The sequence below is a fragment of the Roseovarius sp. A-2 genome (assembly GCF_002072155.1).
Taxonomy (GTDB): Bacteria; Pseudomonadota; Alphaproteobacteria; order Rhodobacterales; family Rhodobacteraceae; genus Roseovarius.
Window position 1 is genome coordinate 1 of sequence record NZ_BDIY01000035.1, and the last position, 17,109, is coordinate 17,109.

General features: G+C 63.9%; 14 protein-coding genes and 1 tRNA gene. 11 read left to right on the top strand and 4 right to left on the bottom strand.

The annotated features are described in order from the left end of the window. Positions 1–100: 100 nt before the first annotated feature. A complete protein-coding gene (locus BHD06_RS20980; RefSeq protein ID WP_080458913.1) occupies positions 101–724 on the bottom strand; it encodes a relaxase/mobilization nuclease domain-containing protein in 624 nt (207 codons plus the stop codon). Beyond that, positions 721–1,140 (bottom strand): hypothetical protein, encoded by a 420-nt coding sequence (locus BHD06_RS20985; RefSeq protein WP_080458914.1) that lies wholly within the window; start codon positions 1,138–1,140, stop codon positions 721–723. The genes BHD06_RS20980 and BHD06_RS20985 overlap by 4 nt, the downstream gene beginning before the upstream one ends. Before the next feature lie 233 nt (positions 1,141–1,373). On the opposite strand from BHD06_RS20985, the gene BHD06_RS20990 reads away from it, so the two are divergent. Together BHD06_RS20990 and BHD06_RS20995 are read left to right on the top strand one after the other, a co-directional pair. Next, the gene (locus BHD06_RS20990) at positions 1,374–2,255 is read left to right on the top strand and encodes an O-methyltransferase (protein WP_080458915.1); all 882 of its coding nucleotides are present in this window, start codon (positions 1,374–1,376) and stop codon (positions 2,253–2,255) included. 17 nt (positions 2,256–2,272) lie between these two features. After that, positions 2,273–3,277 carry a hypothetical protein gene (locus BHD06_RS20995; RefSeq protein ID WP_080458916.1) on the top strand — a complete coding sequence of 335 codons (1,005 nt, stop codon included), beginning with the start codon at positions 2,273–2,275 and terminating at the stop codon, positions 3,275–3,277. Between the two features lie 116 nt (positions 3,278–3,393). Here the strand turns inward: BHD06_RS20995 and BHD06_RS21000 are convergent, their stop codons facing one another. Beyond that, a complete protein-coding gene (locus BHD06_RS21000; RefSeq protein WP_080458917.1) occupies positions 3,394–3,807 on the bottom strand; it encodes a VOC family protein in 414 nt (137 codons plus the stop codon). Between the two features lie 84 nt (positions 3,808–3,891). Between BHD06_RS21000 and BHD06_RS21005 the strand changes: the two genes are divergently transcribed. The 3 genes from BHD06_RS21005 to BHD06_RS21015 all read left to right on the top strand — a co-directional run bounded on the left by BHD06_RS21005 (position 3,892) and on the right by BHD06_RS21015 (position 9,857). After that, entirely contained in the window at positions 3,892–5,172 is a 1,281-nt protein-coding gene (locus BHD06_RS21005; RefSeq protein WP_080458918.1) for an O-acetylhomoserine aminocarboxypropyltransferase/cysteine synthase family protein, read from the top strand. 289 nt (positions 5,173–5,461) lie between these two features. Next, on the top strand, positions 5,462–7,885 hold the full coding sequence (locus tag BHD06_RS21010) for a hypothetical protein (RefSeq protein WP_254892546.1): 2,424 nt from the start codon (positions 5,462–5,464) through the stop codon (positions 7,883–7,885). A gap of 40 nt (positions 7,886–7,925) precedes the next feature. Continuing rightward, complete coding sequence (locus BHD06_RS21015) at positions 7,926–9,857, top strand: cation:proton antiporter (protein WP_080458920.1); 1,932 nt, start codon at positions 7,926–7,928, stop codon at positions 9,855–9,857. 134 nt (positions 9,858–9,991) lie between these two features. Here BHD06_RS21015 and putA read toward each other — a convergent pair whose 3' ends face one another. Beyond that, positions 9,992–13,423: a bifunctional proline dehydrogenase/L-glutamate gamma-semialdehyde dehydrogenase PutA gene (gene putA, locus BHD06_RS21020; RefSeq protein ID WP_080458921.1), complete on the bottom strand. Its 3,432-nt coding sequence runs from the start codon at positions 13,421–13,423 to the stop codon at positions 9,992–9,994. A gap of 105 nt (positions 13,424–13,528) precedes the next feature. On the opposite strand from putA, the gene BHD06_RS21025 reads away from it, so the two are divergent. The 6 genes from BHD06_RS21025 to BHD06_RS21050 all read left to right on the top strand — a co-directional run bounded on the left by BHD06_RS21025 (position 13,529) and on the right by BHD06_RS21050 (position 16,969). Further along, positions 13,529–14,008, top strand: coding sequence for an Lrp/AsnC family transcriptional regulator (locus tag BHD06_RS21025; protein WP_254892547.1), 480 nt, complete (start codon positions 13,529–13,531; stop codon positions 14,006–14,008). A gap of 31 nt (positions 14,009–14,039) precedes the next feature. Next, a complete protein-coding gene (locus BHD06_RS21030; protein ID WP_080458923.1) occupies positions 14,040–14,588 on the top strand; it encodes a hypothetical protein in 549 nt (182 codons plus the stop codon). Positions 14,589–14,655: 67 nt separating this feature from the next. Further along, positions 14,656–14,741 (top strand) — tRNA-Leu (locus tag BHD06_RS21035). Between the two features lie 135 nt (positions 14,742–14,876). Next, a complete protein-coding gene (locus BHD06_RS21040) occupies positions 14,877–16,088 on the top strand; it encodes an integrase arm-type DNA-binding domain-containing protein (protein WP_254892548.1) in 1,212 nt (403 codons plus the stop codon). Then, complete coding sequence (locus BHD06_RS21045) at positions 16,085–16,702, top strand: hypothetical protein (RefSeq protein WP_080458925.1); 618 nt, start codon at positions 16,085–16,087, stop codon at positions 16,700–16,702. Before BHD06_RS21040 ends, BHD06_RS21045 begins: the two co-directional genes overlap by 4 nt. Before the next feature lie 90 nt (positions 16,703–16,792). Next, positions 16,793–16,969: an AlpA family transcriptional regulator gene (locus BHD06_RS21050; RefSeq protein ID WP_080458926.1), complete on the top strand. Its 177-nt coding sequence runs from the start codon at positions 16,793–16,795 to the stop codon at positions 16,967–16,969. The last annotated feature ends 140 nt before the right edge of the window (positions 16,970–17,109 follow it).

The window sequence follows — 17,109 nt, forward strand, 5'->3', positions numbered from 1 at the left end:
TCAAATCGACTGATAAACTTCCTGAAATCGTGTGCCTTCATTGCGCCCTCCGCGTCTTCCCTCGGAGCGCCATATTGGCCGTTTTTGGCGAAAAGAAGGCTTACCAACACGAAATGCGGACACTACTTAGGGTTTTGGCATTGTCGGAAGACTGCCAGGCTTGCTTGAACATCGCCTTGACTACTCTCGGATCGGCCATTGCCCGCTTGGCTTGCTGCCATTCGGCGCGGGTGAAGTTCAAGGGATTGCGCAAAGACTGATCGATCAGGCCTTTGGGCATGTCCCAGCCATGTTGGAGGTATAGCTCTTTGGAAACTTCCAACAGACGCCGCTTGAAAAATGGCAGGTTCTTCGCGGTCATCGTTTCGGAATCGATCCGCGACCAGACCGCATGGGCATGCCGTCTGCCTTCCTTCTCGTGGAAGACAATGGCACGGGGGTGCTCTTCTAGACCGAGGCGCTGCTCAGCGAGTTCGATGGCTGCCTCAAACGTGGCGACATCGACTCGCTCATCTTCCGGTGGGTTCAGGCTGAGCGAGAACAGGTGCTGCTGGCAGCGTGTGCCCTTGGCAATAGCCTGCGCTTCCAACAAGGCATCCAGGAGCTGTTCATCGGAAACGAAGCCCCGAAGCTCATGCAGCTCGACATGCTCATTGTCCTTCACATTCATCAGGTGACGGGCGAGCTTGGCGGCGTTTCCGCGCTGAGAGCCTTTCAGAATCATGGTTCACCTCCTTCCGAGAGGCTGCCAAGCGCCCGCAGCAAGTCCTGCCGCATGGCCTGCACATCAGCACAGGCTTGGCGAAGTTCATCTTCTGTCTCCGGCGTCACTGGCAACGATCCGGTATTGGAAGCGCGGGCAAGCTGGTTGAGATTCTGCGACAAGCGCGAAGAGCCGAGCGCGCCGAGTACGCGCCCGAGGGCTTCCTGATCCTTCACGGGATAGCGCCCACGCTTTTTGCGCGGTGCTGCATCATCCCCGAGAAGTTGCTCACGAATATACCGCCCCAGCGGCATGCTGCCCCGCAACACATCCAGCTTCGCACGCTCATCGAAGGTGAAGCGAAGCGAGAACGGCGGCGGATACTTGGGCCGCTGATCTTTGGCTAACTTATTGAAACGTCTATCTAAGGTGCTCATCGCCGCACCTCAGATCGGTTAGATCATACGGTGCGAGATGGTGTTCCCATTCTAGGAAGGCCTCAAACAAGCGGTTCGATTCCGCTCCAGTTGGGTCCACCATTTTCCCCCATCTGAACGCACGATCCGGCAAGCCACCACGCTTGCCGCTTGAGCGCGCGCGGTAAATCCGGCATGGTCCGGCAGCAACAGGGTCGGGCGCGCCATCCGATAACGCAGTGGGGACAGATCACATGCTCAAAAGCGCGGGCAAACGCCTAAAGAAGACCGTCAAGACCGTCCTACCGGCCGGGCTGCGGCGCGACATCAAGGTCCGCAAGGCGCGCGCGGCGCTCGACCGCTTGCCGGAGGTCAGTTGCGACCCTTCCGCGCTGCGGCCCACATCCCAGATCGATCTGACGGCGATCTGGCAGGATGCAGCGGCCGCCGAGGCATGGGCCGAGATCGCGCCCCGGCTGGAGGACCATGCCAGTATGGCCCCACCGGCGGCGCGCACCGATGGCAATCGTGGCGTCAATCCCGGGGACAGGCGGGCGATCTTTCATCTCGTGCGGCACCTGCAACCGGCAAGCGTGCTGGAGATCGGCACCAATGTCGGCTTCTCGACGCTGCATATCGCGGCGGCGATGCCCCCCGAGAGCCGGATCACGACGGTCGACATCATTGATGTGAACAACCCGTCCGAGCAGCCCTGGGCCGATAGCGGCCTGCCGCCCTATCTGCCGCGCGATCTGCTCGCGGCGGCGGGTTTTGCCGGTCGCGTGGATTTCGTGAAGCACAACTCGCTCGATTTTCTCGACGCCGAGGTGGGCAGGGCGGCGGCCTACGATCTAATCTTTCTCGATGGCAGCCACGCGGCGGAGGTGGTCTATCGCGAGATCCCCCTCGCCCTTCGGTCGCTGGCCCCCGGGGGTGTGATTCTTCTGCATGACTATTATCCGGATCATCGCTGGCTCTGGGACAACAAGGTGGTGATTCCTGGGCCCTGTCTTGCCGTGGAGCGGCAGCGTGCCGAAGGCGTGCCGGTCGAGGTTCTGCCTGGCGGCACGCTGCCCTGGTCCACCAAGCTGGGCAGCCGCGTGACCAGCCTCGCTCTGTTGGCCCGAGCGGGCTGACGCGGGGGGGCTGCGACATGGCGGGGGCTAACCTTGCAAAGGCGTTGTTCAACATCGTGATCGTCGGGCAGAGCGGACGCCTTGAATACGAGGCGCTGCTCTTTGCCGCCTCATTGCGCGCGATGTCGCCGGGCTTTGCAGGCCGCCTGTTCGTGGCCGAGCCGCAGCCCGGCCCGCTCTGGCGCAACGATCCCCGCATGAAAAGCGCCGAGGTGCGCGCCCGGCTTGATGATCTGGGGGCCGAGATCCTGCCCTTCGAGAGCCGCCATTTCGGCCATGCCTATCCTTACGGCAACAAGATCGAGGCGCTTCTTGCGCTGCCCGGGGGCGAACCCTTCGTGTTCTTTGACACCGACACGCTGATCACCGGAGACCTCGCGACGGTGCCTTTCGATTTCGACCGCCCCACTGCGTCGTTGCGGCGCAGCGGCACCTGGCCCGAGCCCGAGCTTTACGGTCCCGGCTATACGGGCATCTGGCGCGCGCTCTACGACAAGTTCGGGCTGGATTTTCAAAGCTCGCTCGATCTGAGCCAGCCCGATGAATACTGGAAGCGCTATCTCTACTTCAACGCCGGGTTCTTCTTTTACCGCTGTCCGCATGTTTTCGGGCAGCGGTTTCTCGATTATGCGCTTGCCATTCGCGACGATGCCCCGCCGGAACTGGTGTGCCAGTCGCTTGATCCGTGGCTCGATCAGGTGGCATTGCCGCTGGTCATTCACGCGCTTGGCGGCGGGCGCGATACGCTGCCCGAGGGGTTGCTCGATGGCGAGGTGAGCTGTCATTATCGCACCCTGCCGCTGCTTTATGCCCGCGAGAGCGACCGGGTGATCGCCGTGCTGGAAGAGGTGGCAAGCCCTCACAAGATCAAGAAGGCGCTCAAGGAATACGATGCGATCAAGCGGGTGATCTATCAGGGGCGCGGGGCCAAGGTCCGCGCGCTCTTCGATCAGGATGACCTGCCGCGCCGCGAGCAGGCGATCCGCAACACGATCAAGCGCAACGGGTTCTGGATGCGGTAGGGGCGTGGGGTTTTGGCCCGGAGCTGTCGTTGAATGACCGCCAGAAGGTGCCGCGTGATTGCGCGGCACATTCGGTGCGTTTCGCGCGGGATGCGGCAGCGGCAGCCCAAGGCCATTCAAGCCGCAAAAACGGCCTCCATGTCGGCAAAGCCCTTCAGTTCCACCGGGTTGCCCGAGGGATCGCGAAAGAACATCGTCCATTGCTCGCCCGGCTCGCCCTCGAACCGCACCGATGGCGGGATCACGAAATCGACCTCCGCCGCGCTTAACCGTCCGGCCACGCGCTGCCACTCGGACAGGGGCAGCACCACCCCGAAATGCGGCATCGGCACCATGTGATCGCCGACCTTGCCGGTGGCCTCGGTCGCAAACGGCGTGCCCAGATGCAGCGACAGCTGATGCCCGAAGAAATCGAAATCCACCCAAGTCTCGGTCGAGCGCCCCTCGACTGCGCCCAGAAGCCCGCCATAAAACGCGCGCGCCGCGTCGAGATCGGTCACGTTGATTGCCAAGTGAAACGGATGCGCCATGTCGTATCTCCTCATGCCTGTTGCGGGGCACCTTTCAATGGCGTAACCCGGTTTGCAAGCATTTCCCAAGGGAGGATCATTCACATGGCTTACGGTTTTGACACGTTGCAAATTCACGCGGGCGCGCGTCCCGATCCGGCGACTGGCGCGCGGCAGGTGCCGATCTATCAGACGACCGCGTATGTGTTCCGCGATGCCGAGCACGCTGCAGCGCTCTTCAATCTGCAGGAGGTGGGCTATATCTATTCCCGCCTGACCAACCCGACGGTGGCCGCGTTGCAGGAACGCGTTGCGACGCTTGAGGGTGGTGCGGGGGCGGTCTGCTGTTCTTCGGGCCATGCGGCGCAGATCATGGCGCTCTTTCCGCTGATGGGTCCGGGGCTCAACGTGGTGGTCTCGACCCGGCTTTATGGCGGGTCGATCACGCAATTCGGCCAGACGATCAAGCGGTTTGGTTGGTCGGCCAAGTTCGTCGATTTCGATGATATTGACGCGGTTGAGGCGGCCATCGACGACGATACCCGGGCAGTGTTTTGCGAATCCATCGCCAATCCAGGTGGCTATGTCACTGATCTGGATGCGATTTCCGCCATCACCGACAAGGCGGGGCTGCCGCTCATCGTCGACAATACCTCGGCCACGCCCTATCTGTGCCGCCCGATCGAGCATGGTGCCACGCTTGTGGTGCATTCGATGACCAAGTTCCTCACCGGCAACGGCACTGTGACGGGGGGATGCGTGGTGGATTCGGGGCAGTTCGACTGGTCGGCCTCGGGCAAGTTTCCCTCACTGAGTGAGCCGGAAGCGGCCTATCACGGGCTCAAGTTCCACGAGACATTCGGGCCGCTGGCCTTTACCTTTCATGGCATCGCCGTGGGGCTGCGCGATCTGGGTATGACGCTTAATCCGCAGGCGGCGCATTACACGCTGATGGGCATCGAGACGCTGTCCTTGCGCATGCAGCGGCATTGCGAGAATGCCGAGCGGGTCGCTGGATGGCTGGAAAAACATGAGGCCGTCGAAGGGGTTACCTATGCCGGGCTGCCCTCGTCGCCGTGGCATGACCGGGTCGCGCGGATCTGTCCCAAGGGTGCGGGGGGCCTGTTCACCGTGGCGCTCAAGGGCGGCTATGATGCCTGCGTGCGGCTGGTGGACAGCCTTGAGCTGTTCAGCCACGTGGCCAATCTCGGGGACACCCGGAGCCTGGTCATCCATTCGGCCTCGACCACGCACCGGCAACTGACCGAAGAGCAGCAGGTCGCGGCGGGGGCGGCCCCCAATGTGGTGCGGATTTCCATTGGGATCGAGGATGCCAATGACATCATCGCCGATCTCGAGCAGGCGCTGGCGAAAGCGGCGGGCTGAGCCGCGCCGGGCGTTGGTTAACGAAACCTGACCCGGGGCGCGCGGGGCGCGCGAATCGGGGCAGGATTCGCCTGATTAACAAGGACAATCCGCGCTTTCGGGCGGTCTGCATCGCGTCGGTGTCCTGTCGGTGCCGATGCGGCGCGGCGGCGGGTTAACAGGGCATGCGCCGGCTGAGCCCGCAGATCGGCGGAGTTCTCTGGAGGACAGCGGGAATTCCAACCCCTCAACCCTTTGCCTCGGCGATTTGGTGCTGTAGGATCGGGCTTCAACGGCGGGAGACTCCCGCATGACCCCGAGCGGTGTTACAGCGTTGCGCATGAAACCGAATTTTGCCCTGTCCCTGTCCTTCGACGGTATCAGCCTGCTGCACCGCGCAGGCGCGTCGGGCTGGCATCTTGTGGGCGAGGTGGCGCTCGACTGCGCCGATCTGAGCGCCGAACTCGGGGCGTTGCGCGATAAGGCCGCGGCGCTCGATCCTTCGGGGCTTTCGACCAAGCTGGTCATTCCCGACGCGCAGATCCGATATCTCGATCTGCCCGCCAGTAGCGCGCCCTATGGCGATTACGACGCGGCGGCGGCAGAGGCGCTTGATGGGGCGACGCCCTATGCGCTGGAGGATCTGGCCTTCGACTGGAACGTCGAGGCGGGGCGGCTTTACGTGGCCGCGGTGGCGCGCGAGACGCTGGACGAGGCTGAAGCCTTCGCCACCGAGCACGACTTCAACCCGGTCGGCTTCGTGGCGCAGCCACAGGACGACGGCTTTGGCACCGAGCCGTTCTTTGGCGAAACCAGCCATGCCACGGAGCCGGTGGAGCGCGATGCGGAGCGGATCGAGATCCTCGGTGCCGCGCACCTGCCCGAACCGCCCGCGCCGGACGAGGCCGGGACGGACACGACGCCACAGCCCGAGACGCAGGGCGATATGCCCGCCGCCGCCGACGCTCCGGCCTTCAGCTCGATCCGGGCCGAGCGGGCCGCGCCCGGAAACGGTGCGCCGAAGCTGAGCGGGGCCGCGCGCAATGGCCGGGATGCCCCGACAGAGCAGCCGCCGCCCGCCGCGCCCGAACTTGAGACGACACCCGGCCCCGCTGCCGCGAGCCTCGCCCCTCTGCCCGCAGACAGCCTCGAGCCCGCCCGCGCCGAGGCTTCCGGGGCGATCAGTTTTTTCTCACGCCGTGGCGATCGTTCGGACCCCGGCGGGGTTGCGCCCGACATTTCGGCCACCGGCAAGAGCGACACGCCGCCGGGCTCCACCGCCCTGGCGGCCGCCCCGTCCGGCCCCGGCTTTGCCAGCCCCGAGGAGGAAGCCGAACGCATGACGATCTTCGGCGCGCGCGAAACGCAGCGCGCCGGACGTGGTAAACCGCGCTTTCTGGGGTTGATCCTGACGATCGTGCTCTTGATCCTGCTGGCCGGGGTCGCGGCATGGGCCGCGATCTTTCCCGACTCGGGCCTCTCGCGTCTCATTCGCGGAAGCGAGCCGGAAATCGCGCTCACGCCCGATATTCCAGAGCTTACCGCGCCCGCCGAGACCGAAGATGCCCCCGAGGCTGCGACCGAGGATCCTGTGATCATCCCGGCATCGCCCGAGCCGGAGATGGAGCCGGAGGCCGCACCCGAGATCGCGCTGGCCCCCGAGCCGGAACGAGAGCCGGAGCAGGCGACCGACCCCGAGCCCGCCGCCGCGCCTGTGCCTGACACAGCCCCGCAAGAGGCCGCGCAGACCGAGCCTGCGACCCCCGAAGAGGCCCGCGCGCGCTATGCCGTGACCGGTATCTGGCAGACCCCGCCCGCACCGCCGCTGGAGCCCGAGGCCGGGCATCTAGATGATTTCTACCTCACCTCCATCGACGAGGATGTGCCCGCAAGCGATGCGGTGGCGCTGCCCGCCGCGCCGGACCTGCGGGCCGATGCGCGACCGGCGACGCCTGCGACCCCGGCACCGCCCGGCACCGAATTCACGCTTGACGCGCGCGGCCTCGTGGTGGCCACGCCCAAAGGTGCGCTGACCCCAGAGAACGTGCTGGTGCGCGCCGGTCCGCCGCCGCTGATCCCGCCCGACACGCCGACCCGCGCGGTGCCGGTGCCGGGTGTGGCGCTGACCGCCCAAGCAGCGGCAGAGCGCGAACGGCTGTCGGGCATCCGCCCCCGGACGCGGCCCGAGGACCTGATCGAGCAGCAGGAACGCGGCGCGCTCGGCGGGCGCAGCCGGAGCGAGCTGGCAAGCCTGCGCCCGCGCCCGCGCCCCGAGACCATCCAGCAGGCTACAGCCAGCGCGGCGCCCGATCCCGACGCCGTCGCCGCCGCCCTCGCCGAGGCGGTGCAGGACAGCGCGCCCGAGGCCACGCCGCAGGCCGTCGCCGCCTCGCTCAAGCCGCAGCCGCGCCCGAAGAATTTCCAGCGGATCGTGCGCCAGGCCCCGCAACAGAGCGCCGCCGCCGCCACCGTGGCCCCGCGCATCCCAAGCTCTGCCTCGGTCGCGCGCAGCGCCACCGACCGCAATGCGATCAACATGCGGCAGGTCAATCTGATCGGCGTCTATGGCAGCCCGTCGAACCGTCGCGCGCTGGTGCGCCTGTCGAACGGTCGCTATCAAAAGGTGCAGGTTGGCGACAGAATGGACGGCGGGCAGGTCTCGGCCATCGGCGACAGCGAATTGCGCTACAATAAACGCGGTCGAAATGTGGTGTTGCGGATGCCGAAGGGCTAGGATGCGACCATCCCGCATGCCCGGACCCAGATAGGCCCTGATGGAAGGTTTCCTGTTCCAAGCCACGATATTCCTCGCCGCCATGGTGATCGCCGTGCCGATCGCCTCGCGCTTGGGGTTTGGCTCGGTGCTGGGCTATCTCGCCGCCGGGATCATCATCGGCCCGATCACCGGGCTGGTGGGCGGGCAGCAGACCGCCGAATTGCAGCATGTGGCGGAATTCGGCGTCGTGATGATGCTGTTTCTCATCGGGCTGGAGCTGGAGCCACGCGCGCTGTGGGACATGCGCCACCGGCTGCTGGGGCTGGGGGGCTTGCAGATCACGCTGACCACGCTCGCCGTGATGGGCGGGGCGATGTATTTCGGCCAGGGCTGGAGTGTCGCACTCGCCATCGGAATGATCTTTGCGTTGTCGTCGACCGCCATCGTTTTGCAGACCCTGTCGGAAAAGGGGCTGATGCAGACGGGGGGCGGGCGGTCGTCCTTCTCGGTGTTGTTGGCGCAGGATATCGCGGTCATTCCGATGCTGGCCTTTCTGCCGCTGCTGGCGTTGCCCAAGGGTGCCGATGCGGTTTTGAGCGGGGTGCTGATGCGCGGGGCCGAAGCCGGTGCGGCGCATGGCGATGCTCCCGCAGCGCCGCATGAGGCCGCGCAAAGTTTCATGGCCAGCTTGCCGGGTTGGGGGGCGACGCTGGTGACGATCGCGGCGGTGGCGGCGATCATTCTGACGGGGGTCTATCTGACCCGGCCGGTGTTTCGCTTCATTCACGCCGCCCGTCTGCGCGAGATGTATACCGCGCTGGCGCTGCTGATCGTGGTGGGCATCTCGTTCCTGATGATGCTGGTGGGCCTCTCGCCCGCTTTGGGCGCGTTTCTTGCGGGAGTGGTGCTGGCCAACAGCGAATTCCGCCACGAGCTGGAAAGTGATCTTGCGCCGTTCAAGGGGCTGCTGCTGGGGTTGTTTTTCATCACCGTCGGCGCCGGGATCAATTTCGAGGTGCTGTTCGGTGCGCCGATCCTGATCGTCGGCATGGCGGCGGCGCTCATCCTCGTCAAGGGGGGGATCCTCTATCTGCTGGGGCGCATCTTTGCGCTGCGCGGGCGCGATCTGTGGCTGTTCACCCTGTCGCTGGCGCAGGCGGGCGAATTCGGCTTCGTGCTGGTGGCGTTCTCCAAACAGCAGAACGTGCTGCCGCGCGGCATGGAAGAGATCCTGCTGCTGGTGATCGCGCTCACCATGCTGATCACGCCGCTCTTGTTCATCCTCTATGACTGGCTGTCAAAGCGCATGACCGACGGCGCCGAGATGCCCGAAGCCGACGAAATCGACAGCACCGGGCCGGTGATCATCGCGGGGATCGGGCGGTTTGGTCAGGTGGTCAACCGGCTGGTGCGCTCCAGCGGCTTCGAGACGGTGGTGCTCGATCATGACCTGACCGCGATCCAGAGTATGCGGCGCTTCGGCGTCAAGGGCTTCTTCGGCGATCCGACCCGGCCCGATCTCTTGCATGCCGCGGGCCTCGCGGAGGCGCGTATCCTTGTCGTGGCGCTCGACAGTCCGGATGCCGCCGTGCGGCTTGTGTCGTTCGCACGCCGAGAGCGTCCCGACCTGCATATCGTCGCCCGCGCGCGCGACCGGACGCATGTGTTCCGGCTCTATCAGGCGGGGGCGAATGACATCGTGCGAGAGCTTTTCGATAGTTCGCTGCGTGCGGGACGCTATGTGCTGGAGAACATGGGCCTGACCGATTTCGAGGCGGCGGAGATCGCGCAGACCTTTTACCAGCATGACCGGCAATCGGTGCGCGACTTGGCCGCGCTCTGGGATCCCGATACGCCGACACTCGAGAATGCGGCCTATATGGCGCGCGCGCGGGAACTGGAGGAGGCGTTGCAGACCATGCTTTTGTCGCAACTGGAAGCGAATGGGGAGGTCGCGCGCGACGCCGGGGAGGCAAAGCACGAGCGTTAGGACGCGGGGTGCGAGGATTGGCTTGTTGCAGTCGTTGCCGCATCCCGCGCGGTACCTTCTGGCTGGGTGCTATGTCCGCAAAGGCCATTTTCCTCGTCACCGCCCTGTTCGTGTCGAACCGCGTTATCTCGGCCTCAGGACATGCCGCCCAGCAGCGCCGCGTTGCCGCCCGCCGCCGTTGTGTCGACGCAGACATGGCGCTCGTGCAGGGCGTGGCCGGTATCGGGCAGCCCGGTGATCAACGGCAGGATCGGGCCGGCACGCTCGGAGAGCGCCTGCGCATAGGCGCGCGCGTCGCGGTCGTCGCCCCACCACAGCGCGCCCGAAAGCCCGCCCATGGTCTTGAGCGCGTTCGGGTCTACGCGGCCAGACGCCTCGACCGCGACACCGCCCAGATCGCGCACGGCATTGGCCTGTGCCGCCGCCGCCTCGCGCCCCGGCCCGAGGCAGAGCAGAGCGGGGCGCAGATGCGTCGTCAGCCGGTTCGACTCGCCGGTGGGGCCGGGCAGGACGAGGGCCTCGCGCGGGCTGTGCGGTGCCGTGTTGGCAGCATCGAGCGCCTTTTGCACGGCGGCGACGGGCATCGCCGCCTCCCATTTCTCGCCCCTCTCCGGCGCGGGATGCGCGCAGAACCGCGTCAGGTAATGCGGCCCGCCCGCCTTGGGGCCGGTGCCGGACATGCCCTCGCCGCCAAACGGCTGGCTGCCCACGATGGCCCCGATCTGGTTGCGGTTCACGTAGATATTGCCCGCATGCACCGCCTCGGTCACGTGCTGCACGCGGTCGTCGATCCGGGTCATCAGGCCGAAGGTGAGGCCATAGCCGGTGGCGTTGATCGCCCGGATCACACGGTCGAGATCGCGCGACTTGAAGGTCGCGAGATGCAGGACCGGGCCGAATATCTCACGCTCCATATCCTCTATGCCGCCGACCCTGATCAGCGTGGGCGCGATGAATGTCCCGGCATTGGGGGTCTTGAGTTCGTGCAACAGCCGCCCGGCGGCGCGGGCCTGCTGGATATGTTCGGCAATGCCTGTGCGGGCCTCTTCGTCGATCACCGGGCCGCAATCGGTCGAGAGATGCCAGGGGTGGCCGACATGCAGCGCGTCCATCGCGCCGGTCAGCATCTCGGTGAACCCCTCGGCGATATCCTCCTGCACGTAGAGACAGCGCAGCGCCGAGCAGCGTTGCCCGGCGGATTGAAAGGCCGATTCGACGATCGCCTGCACCGCCTGCTCGGGCAGGGCGGTACTATCGACGATCATCGCGTTCATCCCGCCGGTTTCGGCGATGAGCGGCGCGCCGGGGGCAAGGTTCTCGACCATCGCGGCGCGGATTTTGAGTGCCGTGTCGGTCGAGCCGGTGAAGGCCACGCCGCCGACGCGCGCGTCGGAGGTGAGCGCCGCGCCGACCTGTCCTGCCCCGGGCAGGAGTTGCAATGCGGTGTCCGGTACGCCCGCGCGGTGCATCAGCCCGATGGCCAGATGCGCGATGAGCGGGGTTTGCTCGGCCGGTTTCGACAGCACGGCGTTGCCTGCGGCGAGTGCCGCCGCGATCTGGCCGGTGAAGATCGCCAGCGGGAAGTTCCACGGCGAGATGCAGGTGAACGTGCCGACCGGTTCCGCTTCGGGCGCGCCCGCCGCGTAATAGCGCAGGAAATCCACCGCCTCGCGCAGTTCCGCCACGGCGTCGGGGATCGACTTGCCCGCCTCGCGGTGCAGGATCGCGAAAATCTCGCCGTGGTTCTCCTCGTAGAGATCGGCCACTTTGTTGAGGATATTTGCACGTTCCGTCGCCGTCGCCTCCCATGGCTTGGCCGCTGCAAGCGCGGTTTCGATATCGGCCTTCGAGGCCCAGGCGACGGTGCCGGGGCTGTCGGCGGGATCGGCGGGGTTATCGACGCGCTCGGGCGTCTCTGGCTGCGCCTTGCCCGCGAGCAGCGGTGCTGCGGCCCATGCGTGCGAGGCGAAGGGCGCGCGCGCCGCCTCGATGGCGTCGAGCGTCGGTTGATGGGTCAGGTCAAAGCCGCGCGAATTGGGGCGTTCGGGCTGGAACAGGTCCGGCCCGGTGGGCAGGTGCGGCTGCGGGTCATTCACCGCCTCGAACGGGTCGCGGGCGACGGTCTCGGGGGCCACATCCTCGTCCACGATCTGGTTGACGAAGCTGGAATTGGCACCGTTTTCCAGCAGGCGGCGCACGAGATAGGCCAGCAGATCGCGATGCGCGCCGACGGGGGCGTAGATGCGGCAGCGCGTGCCCTCGGATTTCAGGATGATGTCGTGCAGCGCCTCGCCCATGCCGTGCAGGCGCTGGAATTCGAACGTGGATTTATCCGTCGCCATGTCGAGGATCGCCGCCGCCGTGTGGGCGTTGTGGGTGGCGAATTGCGGATAGATCCGATCAGTCATCGCCAAGAGTTTGCGGGCATTGGCGATGTAGCTGATGTCGGTTGCGGGTTTCGAGGTGAAGACCGGAAAGCCGTCCACCCCTTCGACCTGCGCGCGCTTGATCTCGGTGTCCCAATAGGCACCCTTGACCAGCCGCACCATGATCCGGCGGTCGAGCCTCATAGCCAGATCGTGCAGGTAGTCGAGCACATGGGCGGCGCGTTGTCCGTAGGCCTGCACCACCACGCCGAACCCGTCCCAACCGGCAAGTGCTGGCTCCGAGAGCACGTTCTCGATCACGTCGAGCGAGAGCGCGAGGCGGTCGGCCTCCTCGGCGTCGATATTGAGGCCCATGCGCGCGGATTTCGCCAGCAGAGCGAGGCTGCGCAGGCGCGGCACGAGGATGTTCATCACCTCCTCGCGCTGTGCCACCTCATAGCGCGGATGCAGCGCCGAGAGTTTCACGGAAATGCCGGGATTGTCGCGGATGTCCTTGTTGGTGCAGGCATTGGCGATGGCGCTGATCGCGCGGGAATAGCTGAGGTGATAGCGGGTGGCGTCGGCATCGGTGCGCGCGGCCTCACCCAGCATGTCGTAGGAATAGCTGTAGCCCTTCTTCTCCATCCCCGCAGCACGATCCATCGCGGCCTGAATGGTCTCGCCCAGCACGAACTGACGGCCCATTTCCTTCATCGCGCGGCCCACGGCTGTGCGGATCACCGGCTCGCCCAATCGCTTGACGGCGCCGCGCAGATGGCCCACCGGGCCGGGCGCCTCATCCTTGAGCACCTTGCCGGTCAGCATCAAGGCCCAGGTCGAGGCATTGACCAGCGGCGAGGTGGAATGGCCCATGTGCTTACCCCAGTCCGAGGGCGCGATCTTGTCCTCGATAAGCGCGTCGATGGTTTCGGCATCGGGCACCCGCAAGAGCGCCTCCGCGAGACACATCAGCGCGATGCCCTCATCGGTCGAGAGGCCGTATTCGGCCAGAAACACCTCCATCAGCCCGGTATCGGACCGGCGGCGAATATCGCGCACAAGCTGCGCGGCGCGGTCACAGATGCGTGCGCGGTCCTCGGGCGAGAGGGCGGCGATCTCGGTCAGGCGGGCCAGCGTCCCGGCCTCATCGGCATAGGTGTCAAGGTCGATGGCGCGGCGGATATCGGTGTCATACGGCATGGTTGCTCCCCCATGAGTGATTGGGTGATGCTACCATCATTGTGTAAGTGACTTTTCCCGATTAGAGTTCAAACACAGGTCAGTCGCATCGAATTGGAGAGAGAAGTGGATCAAAGTGAACAGCTTGATCTTGACCGTTTCGACCGGGCGATTCTGCGGGTTCTGGCGGGTGACGGGCGGATCAGCGTCACCGATCTGGCCAAGGCCATTGGCCTGTCGAAATCGCCCACGCAGGCGCGGCTGCGGCGGCTGGAGGGGGACGGCGTGATCACCGGCTACCGCGCGCTTTTCGATCCCATTCGGCTGGGGCTCGATCATGTCAGTTTCGTCGAGGTGCGGCTGCATGACACGCGCGAGGCGGCATTGGCCGAATTCAACGCCGCCGTCTCCAAGGTACCCGAGATCGAGCAGGTGCATCTGATTGCCGGAAATTTCGATTACCTGCTGAAGATCCGCACGCAGAGTATGGCCGATTACCGCCGGGTGCTGGCCGAGCAGATCTCGGGCCTGCCGCATCTGGCCAATACCTCGACCTATGTGGCGATGCAGGCGGTCAAGGAAAACGCGCTGTCGGACGTGATTTGACCTGCGCGCGGTCTGCGTCATTATAGGACGGATGAAACTTGTTCTGATCGCCTTTGCGCTGATCGCCGGACCGGCCTTTGCCCAGACTTGCCCCGCGCCGCCCGATCACCGCGCGGCCATCGCCGGTTTGATCGAGCAGGTGCAGGAGGCAGAGGACGAGCGCAGCGCGCGGCTCATTTCAAATGAGATGTGGGAATATTGGGCCGATGCCCCGGACGCCCGCGCGCAGGACCTGCTAGACGAGGGGATGACGCGGCGCGAGGCCTATGATTTCGCCGGTGCCGTGGATGCGTTCGACGCGCTGACTGCCTACTGCCCGGACTATGCCGAGGGCTACAATCAGCGCGCCTTTGTCAATTTCATCCGTCAGGATTACGCGGCGGCGCTGCCGGATCTGGAGCGGGCGCTCGAATTGTCACCGCGCCATATCGCGGCGATGACCGGACAGGCGCTGACGCTTGTGGCGTTGCAGCGTCCGGGCGAGGCGGCGCTGATCCTGCGCGGCGCGCTCGACCTCAACCCGTGGCTGGTCGAGCGGCATCTGCTGCCCGGGCTGGAGGCGCTGGAAGATGACATCTGACGCGCCGCTTTGGCTTTACACCCCGGACAAAGCGGATATTGTCCGCGCGCGTCCGACGCCGCCCCTTGCCCGCGTGGTGGAATGGTAGACACAGGAGACTTAAAATCTCCAGGCCGAAAGGCCGTGCCGGTTCGAGTCCGGCCGCGGGCACCACTAAATGATCCGAGATGGTCCGGATAAGTCCTAATGGTCTGTTAAATCAATAGTTTCGGAAATTGGTTGTCCAGTGCGTTCCGTGTTTTTCCGCCTAAAGCCGAGAGATTTGGGGGTAGAATAAGGGGTGCCAAAATGCTATCAAACGGCATGCCTTTGACCAATATCGCCCTGAAAAAATTGAAACCTTTGGAGCGCGCTTACAAGAAAGCCGACTCTAACGGCTTGTTCATTTGGGTAAAACCAAACGGATCGAAGCACTGGCATTTGAAGTATCGGTTTCAGGGAAAGGAAAAGCTGATGTCCTACGGGCCTTATCCGCTCATTTCCTTGAAGGAAGCCAGAGACAAGCGCGACCGCGACAAGAAGCTGCTGCTCGAAGGGATCGACCCTGGGTCGGTTAAGAAAGAACGCAAGCTGGCCGCAGAAATTGCCGCACGTGGTCGGTTCGAGGTTTTGGCGGAGGAATTGCTGGACAAGAACAGGCGTGAAGGGAAGGCCGAGCAAACGATAAGGAAAAAGTCATGGCTGCTGGACATGGCCAACGAAAGGCTCGGCAAGCGACCGGTCACGGAGATCACACCCGGCGAGGTTTTGGCTGTTCTCAAAAAGCAGGAACAGGCTGGACATCTGGAAACGGCAAGCCGTCTGCGCTCGACCATCGGCGAAGTGTTCCGTTACGCTATTGCGACTGGTGTCACTGGGAACGATCCGACGGTCGCGTTGAAAGGCGCGCTGGTTCGCAAGCGCGTAAAATCCAGGTCAGCCATCACGGACAAGAAGCAACTCGGAAAGCTGTTGGTAGCCATTGACCAGTACACTGGGTACAGGGTGGTGAGTTTGGGTCTCCGGTTGCTGGCAATCCTGCACGTCCGCCCGGGCGAACTGCGCTTTGCCAAATGGGGCGAGTTCGATTTGGAGAACGGTAAATGGACCATTCCCGAGGAACGCATGAAAACGAGGCTGGAACATGTCGCGCCTTTGCCAAATCAAGCAGTGGAACTGCTGGAAGAGTTGAAATCCCTATCCCATCCTGATGCGATGGTGCTGCCGTCACAGAGCCTGAAGGTGAAACCGCTGAGCGAGAATACTTTCAATCAAGCGCTTCGGAAGATGGGGTTTTCCAAGGAAGAGATGACGGCCCACGGGTTCAGGGCGACGTTTTCTTCACTCGCAAATGAGAGCGGCCTTTGGAACCCTGATGCAATAGAACGGGCCTTGGCGCACATTGAAGGTAACGAGGTGCGAAGAGCCTACGCGCGTGGCGCGTTCTGGGATGAACGAGTGGAGATGGCGCAATGGTGGGCCGACCTGCTGGATGACTTGCAACGGGGTGCAACCACATGAGCGAAGTGCCGAAAGACCTTCAAGTAGATGTCGATGTTTGGGCGGCCTATGAAAATTGGTTTGTCCACGACGTCACCTTCTTGGTGCTTGGGGTCGACCCAGAAAAGTTAGAAGATGGGACTGAATGGGAGCCAAGCCCCGACCAGATTGCTATTCAGAAGAAAGTCAGTCGCATTCTTCACAGCCATCGCTTTCGACTCGGTGGCAGGGATGCCATCGAACCCCTCCAAGTGGTTCACCGCCTTGAAAGAGGAAAGCAACCCTTGCCCCGAGCGCTTGCTGATGCTGTCCTCGAAGCCCATGAAACGGCAACATCTAGAACGGCATCGTCGGCGACTTCTGCGATAACGCGAAAGTACAACAAGCTGCTGAAAATGTACCTCTACCTCGTGGTTGCCAAGTATGACTACGTGCCAAAGCCGGGTTCACCGTCGGTCACAAGAAAGATCATCAACGACACGGAATTGCTCGGCGGTGTAGTTGACGATCAGACAATTCTTTCCCGGTTGATGGATGGTATTGCGAAACTCAATGACGCAGAAAAAGCGGACCTTGCGAAGCGCCTAGATATCAAGACATCCGATATCCGTGCGCTGATCCAGCAATCTAAGTAGGCGAATTCGCCGGCGAATTGGCATTGATCGCCCTTCGCCCACCAGCGGTCAGGATAGGACAACTCCATCAAAATCTGATGGAGAAATCTTATGAAAACCCACGATGACGTGCCAAAGCGCCTGCTGCGCATCACCGAAATCATCGCCCCGGGCGGTCCGATCCCTGTCGGGAAATCCACATGGTGGGAGGGTGTGAAATCCGGACGCTTCCCTCAGCCTATTAAACTTGGGCCGCGTATTACGGTTTGGCGCGAGGATGATATCTGAAGTGGTCCCACCTTTTCGGACATGTTTGCAGCTTTTCTAAGGTGTATCGGGTTTAGGTTTCATGCTGCTTCTTGTTGTTCCAAGCCTACCCAATATGCGTCGTCAGGCGTCTGCCGATCAAGGGCGGAATGGGGCCTTTT

Bases quoted from the DNA above. Each gene is read 5' to 3' on its own strand.
- BHD06_RS20980 (WP_080458913.1), bottom strand. From the start codon at position 724: ATGATTCTGAAAGGCTCTCAGCGCGGAAACGCCGCCAAGCTCGCCCGT.
- BHD06_RS20985 (WP_080458914.1), bottom strand. From the start codon at position 1,140: ATGAGCACCTTAGATAGACGTTTCAATAAGTTAGCCAAAGATCAGCGG.
- BHD06_RS20990 (WP_080458915.1), top strand. From the start codon at position 1,374: ATGCTCAAAAGCGCGGGCAAACGCCTAAAGAAGACCGTCAAGACCGTC.
- BHD06_RS20995 (WP_080458916.1), top strand. From the start codon at position 2,273: ATGGCGGGGGCTAACCTTGCAAAGGCGTTGTTCAACATCGTGATCGTC.
- BHD06_RS21000 (WP_080458917.1), bottom strand. From the start codon at position 3,807: ATGGCGCATCCGTTTCACTTGGCAATCAACGTGACCGATCTCGACGCG.
- BHD06_RS21005 (WP_080458918.1), top strand. From the start codon at position 3,892: ATGGCTTACGGTTTTGACACGTTGCAAATTCACGCGGGCGCGCGTCCC.
- BHD06_RS21010 (WP_254892546.1), top strand. From the start codon at position 5,462: ATGACCCCGAGCGGTGTTACAGCGTTGCGCATGAAACCGAATTTTGCC.
- BHD06_RS21015 (WP_080458920.1), top strand. From the start codon at position 7,926: ATGGAAGGTTTCCTGTTCCAAGCCACGATATTCCTCGCCGCCATGGTG.
- putA (WP_080458921.1), bottom strand. From the start codon at position 13,423: ATGCCGTATGACACCGATATCCGCCGCGCCATCGACCTTGACACCTAT.
- BHD06_RS21030 (WP_080458923.1), top strand. From the start codon at position 14,040: ATGAAACTTGTTCTGATCGCCTTTGCGCTGATCGCCGGACCGGCCTTT.
- BHD06_RS21040 (WP_254892548.1), top strand. From the start codon at position 14,877: ATGCTATCAAACGGCATGCCTTTGACCAATATCGCCCTGAAAAAATTG.
- BHD06_RS21045 (WP_080458925.1), top strand. From the start codon at position 16,085: ATGAGCGAAGTGCCGAAAGACCTTCAAGTAGATGTCGATGTTTGGGCG.
- BHD06_RS21050 (WP_080458926.1), top strand. From the start codon at position 16,793: ATGAAAACCCACGATGACGTGCCAAAGCGCCTGCTGCGCATCACCGAA.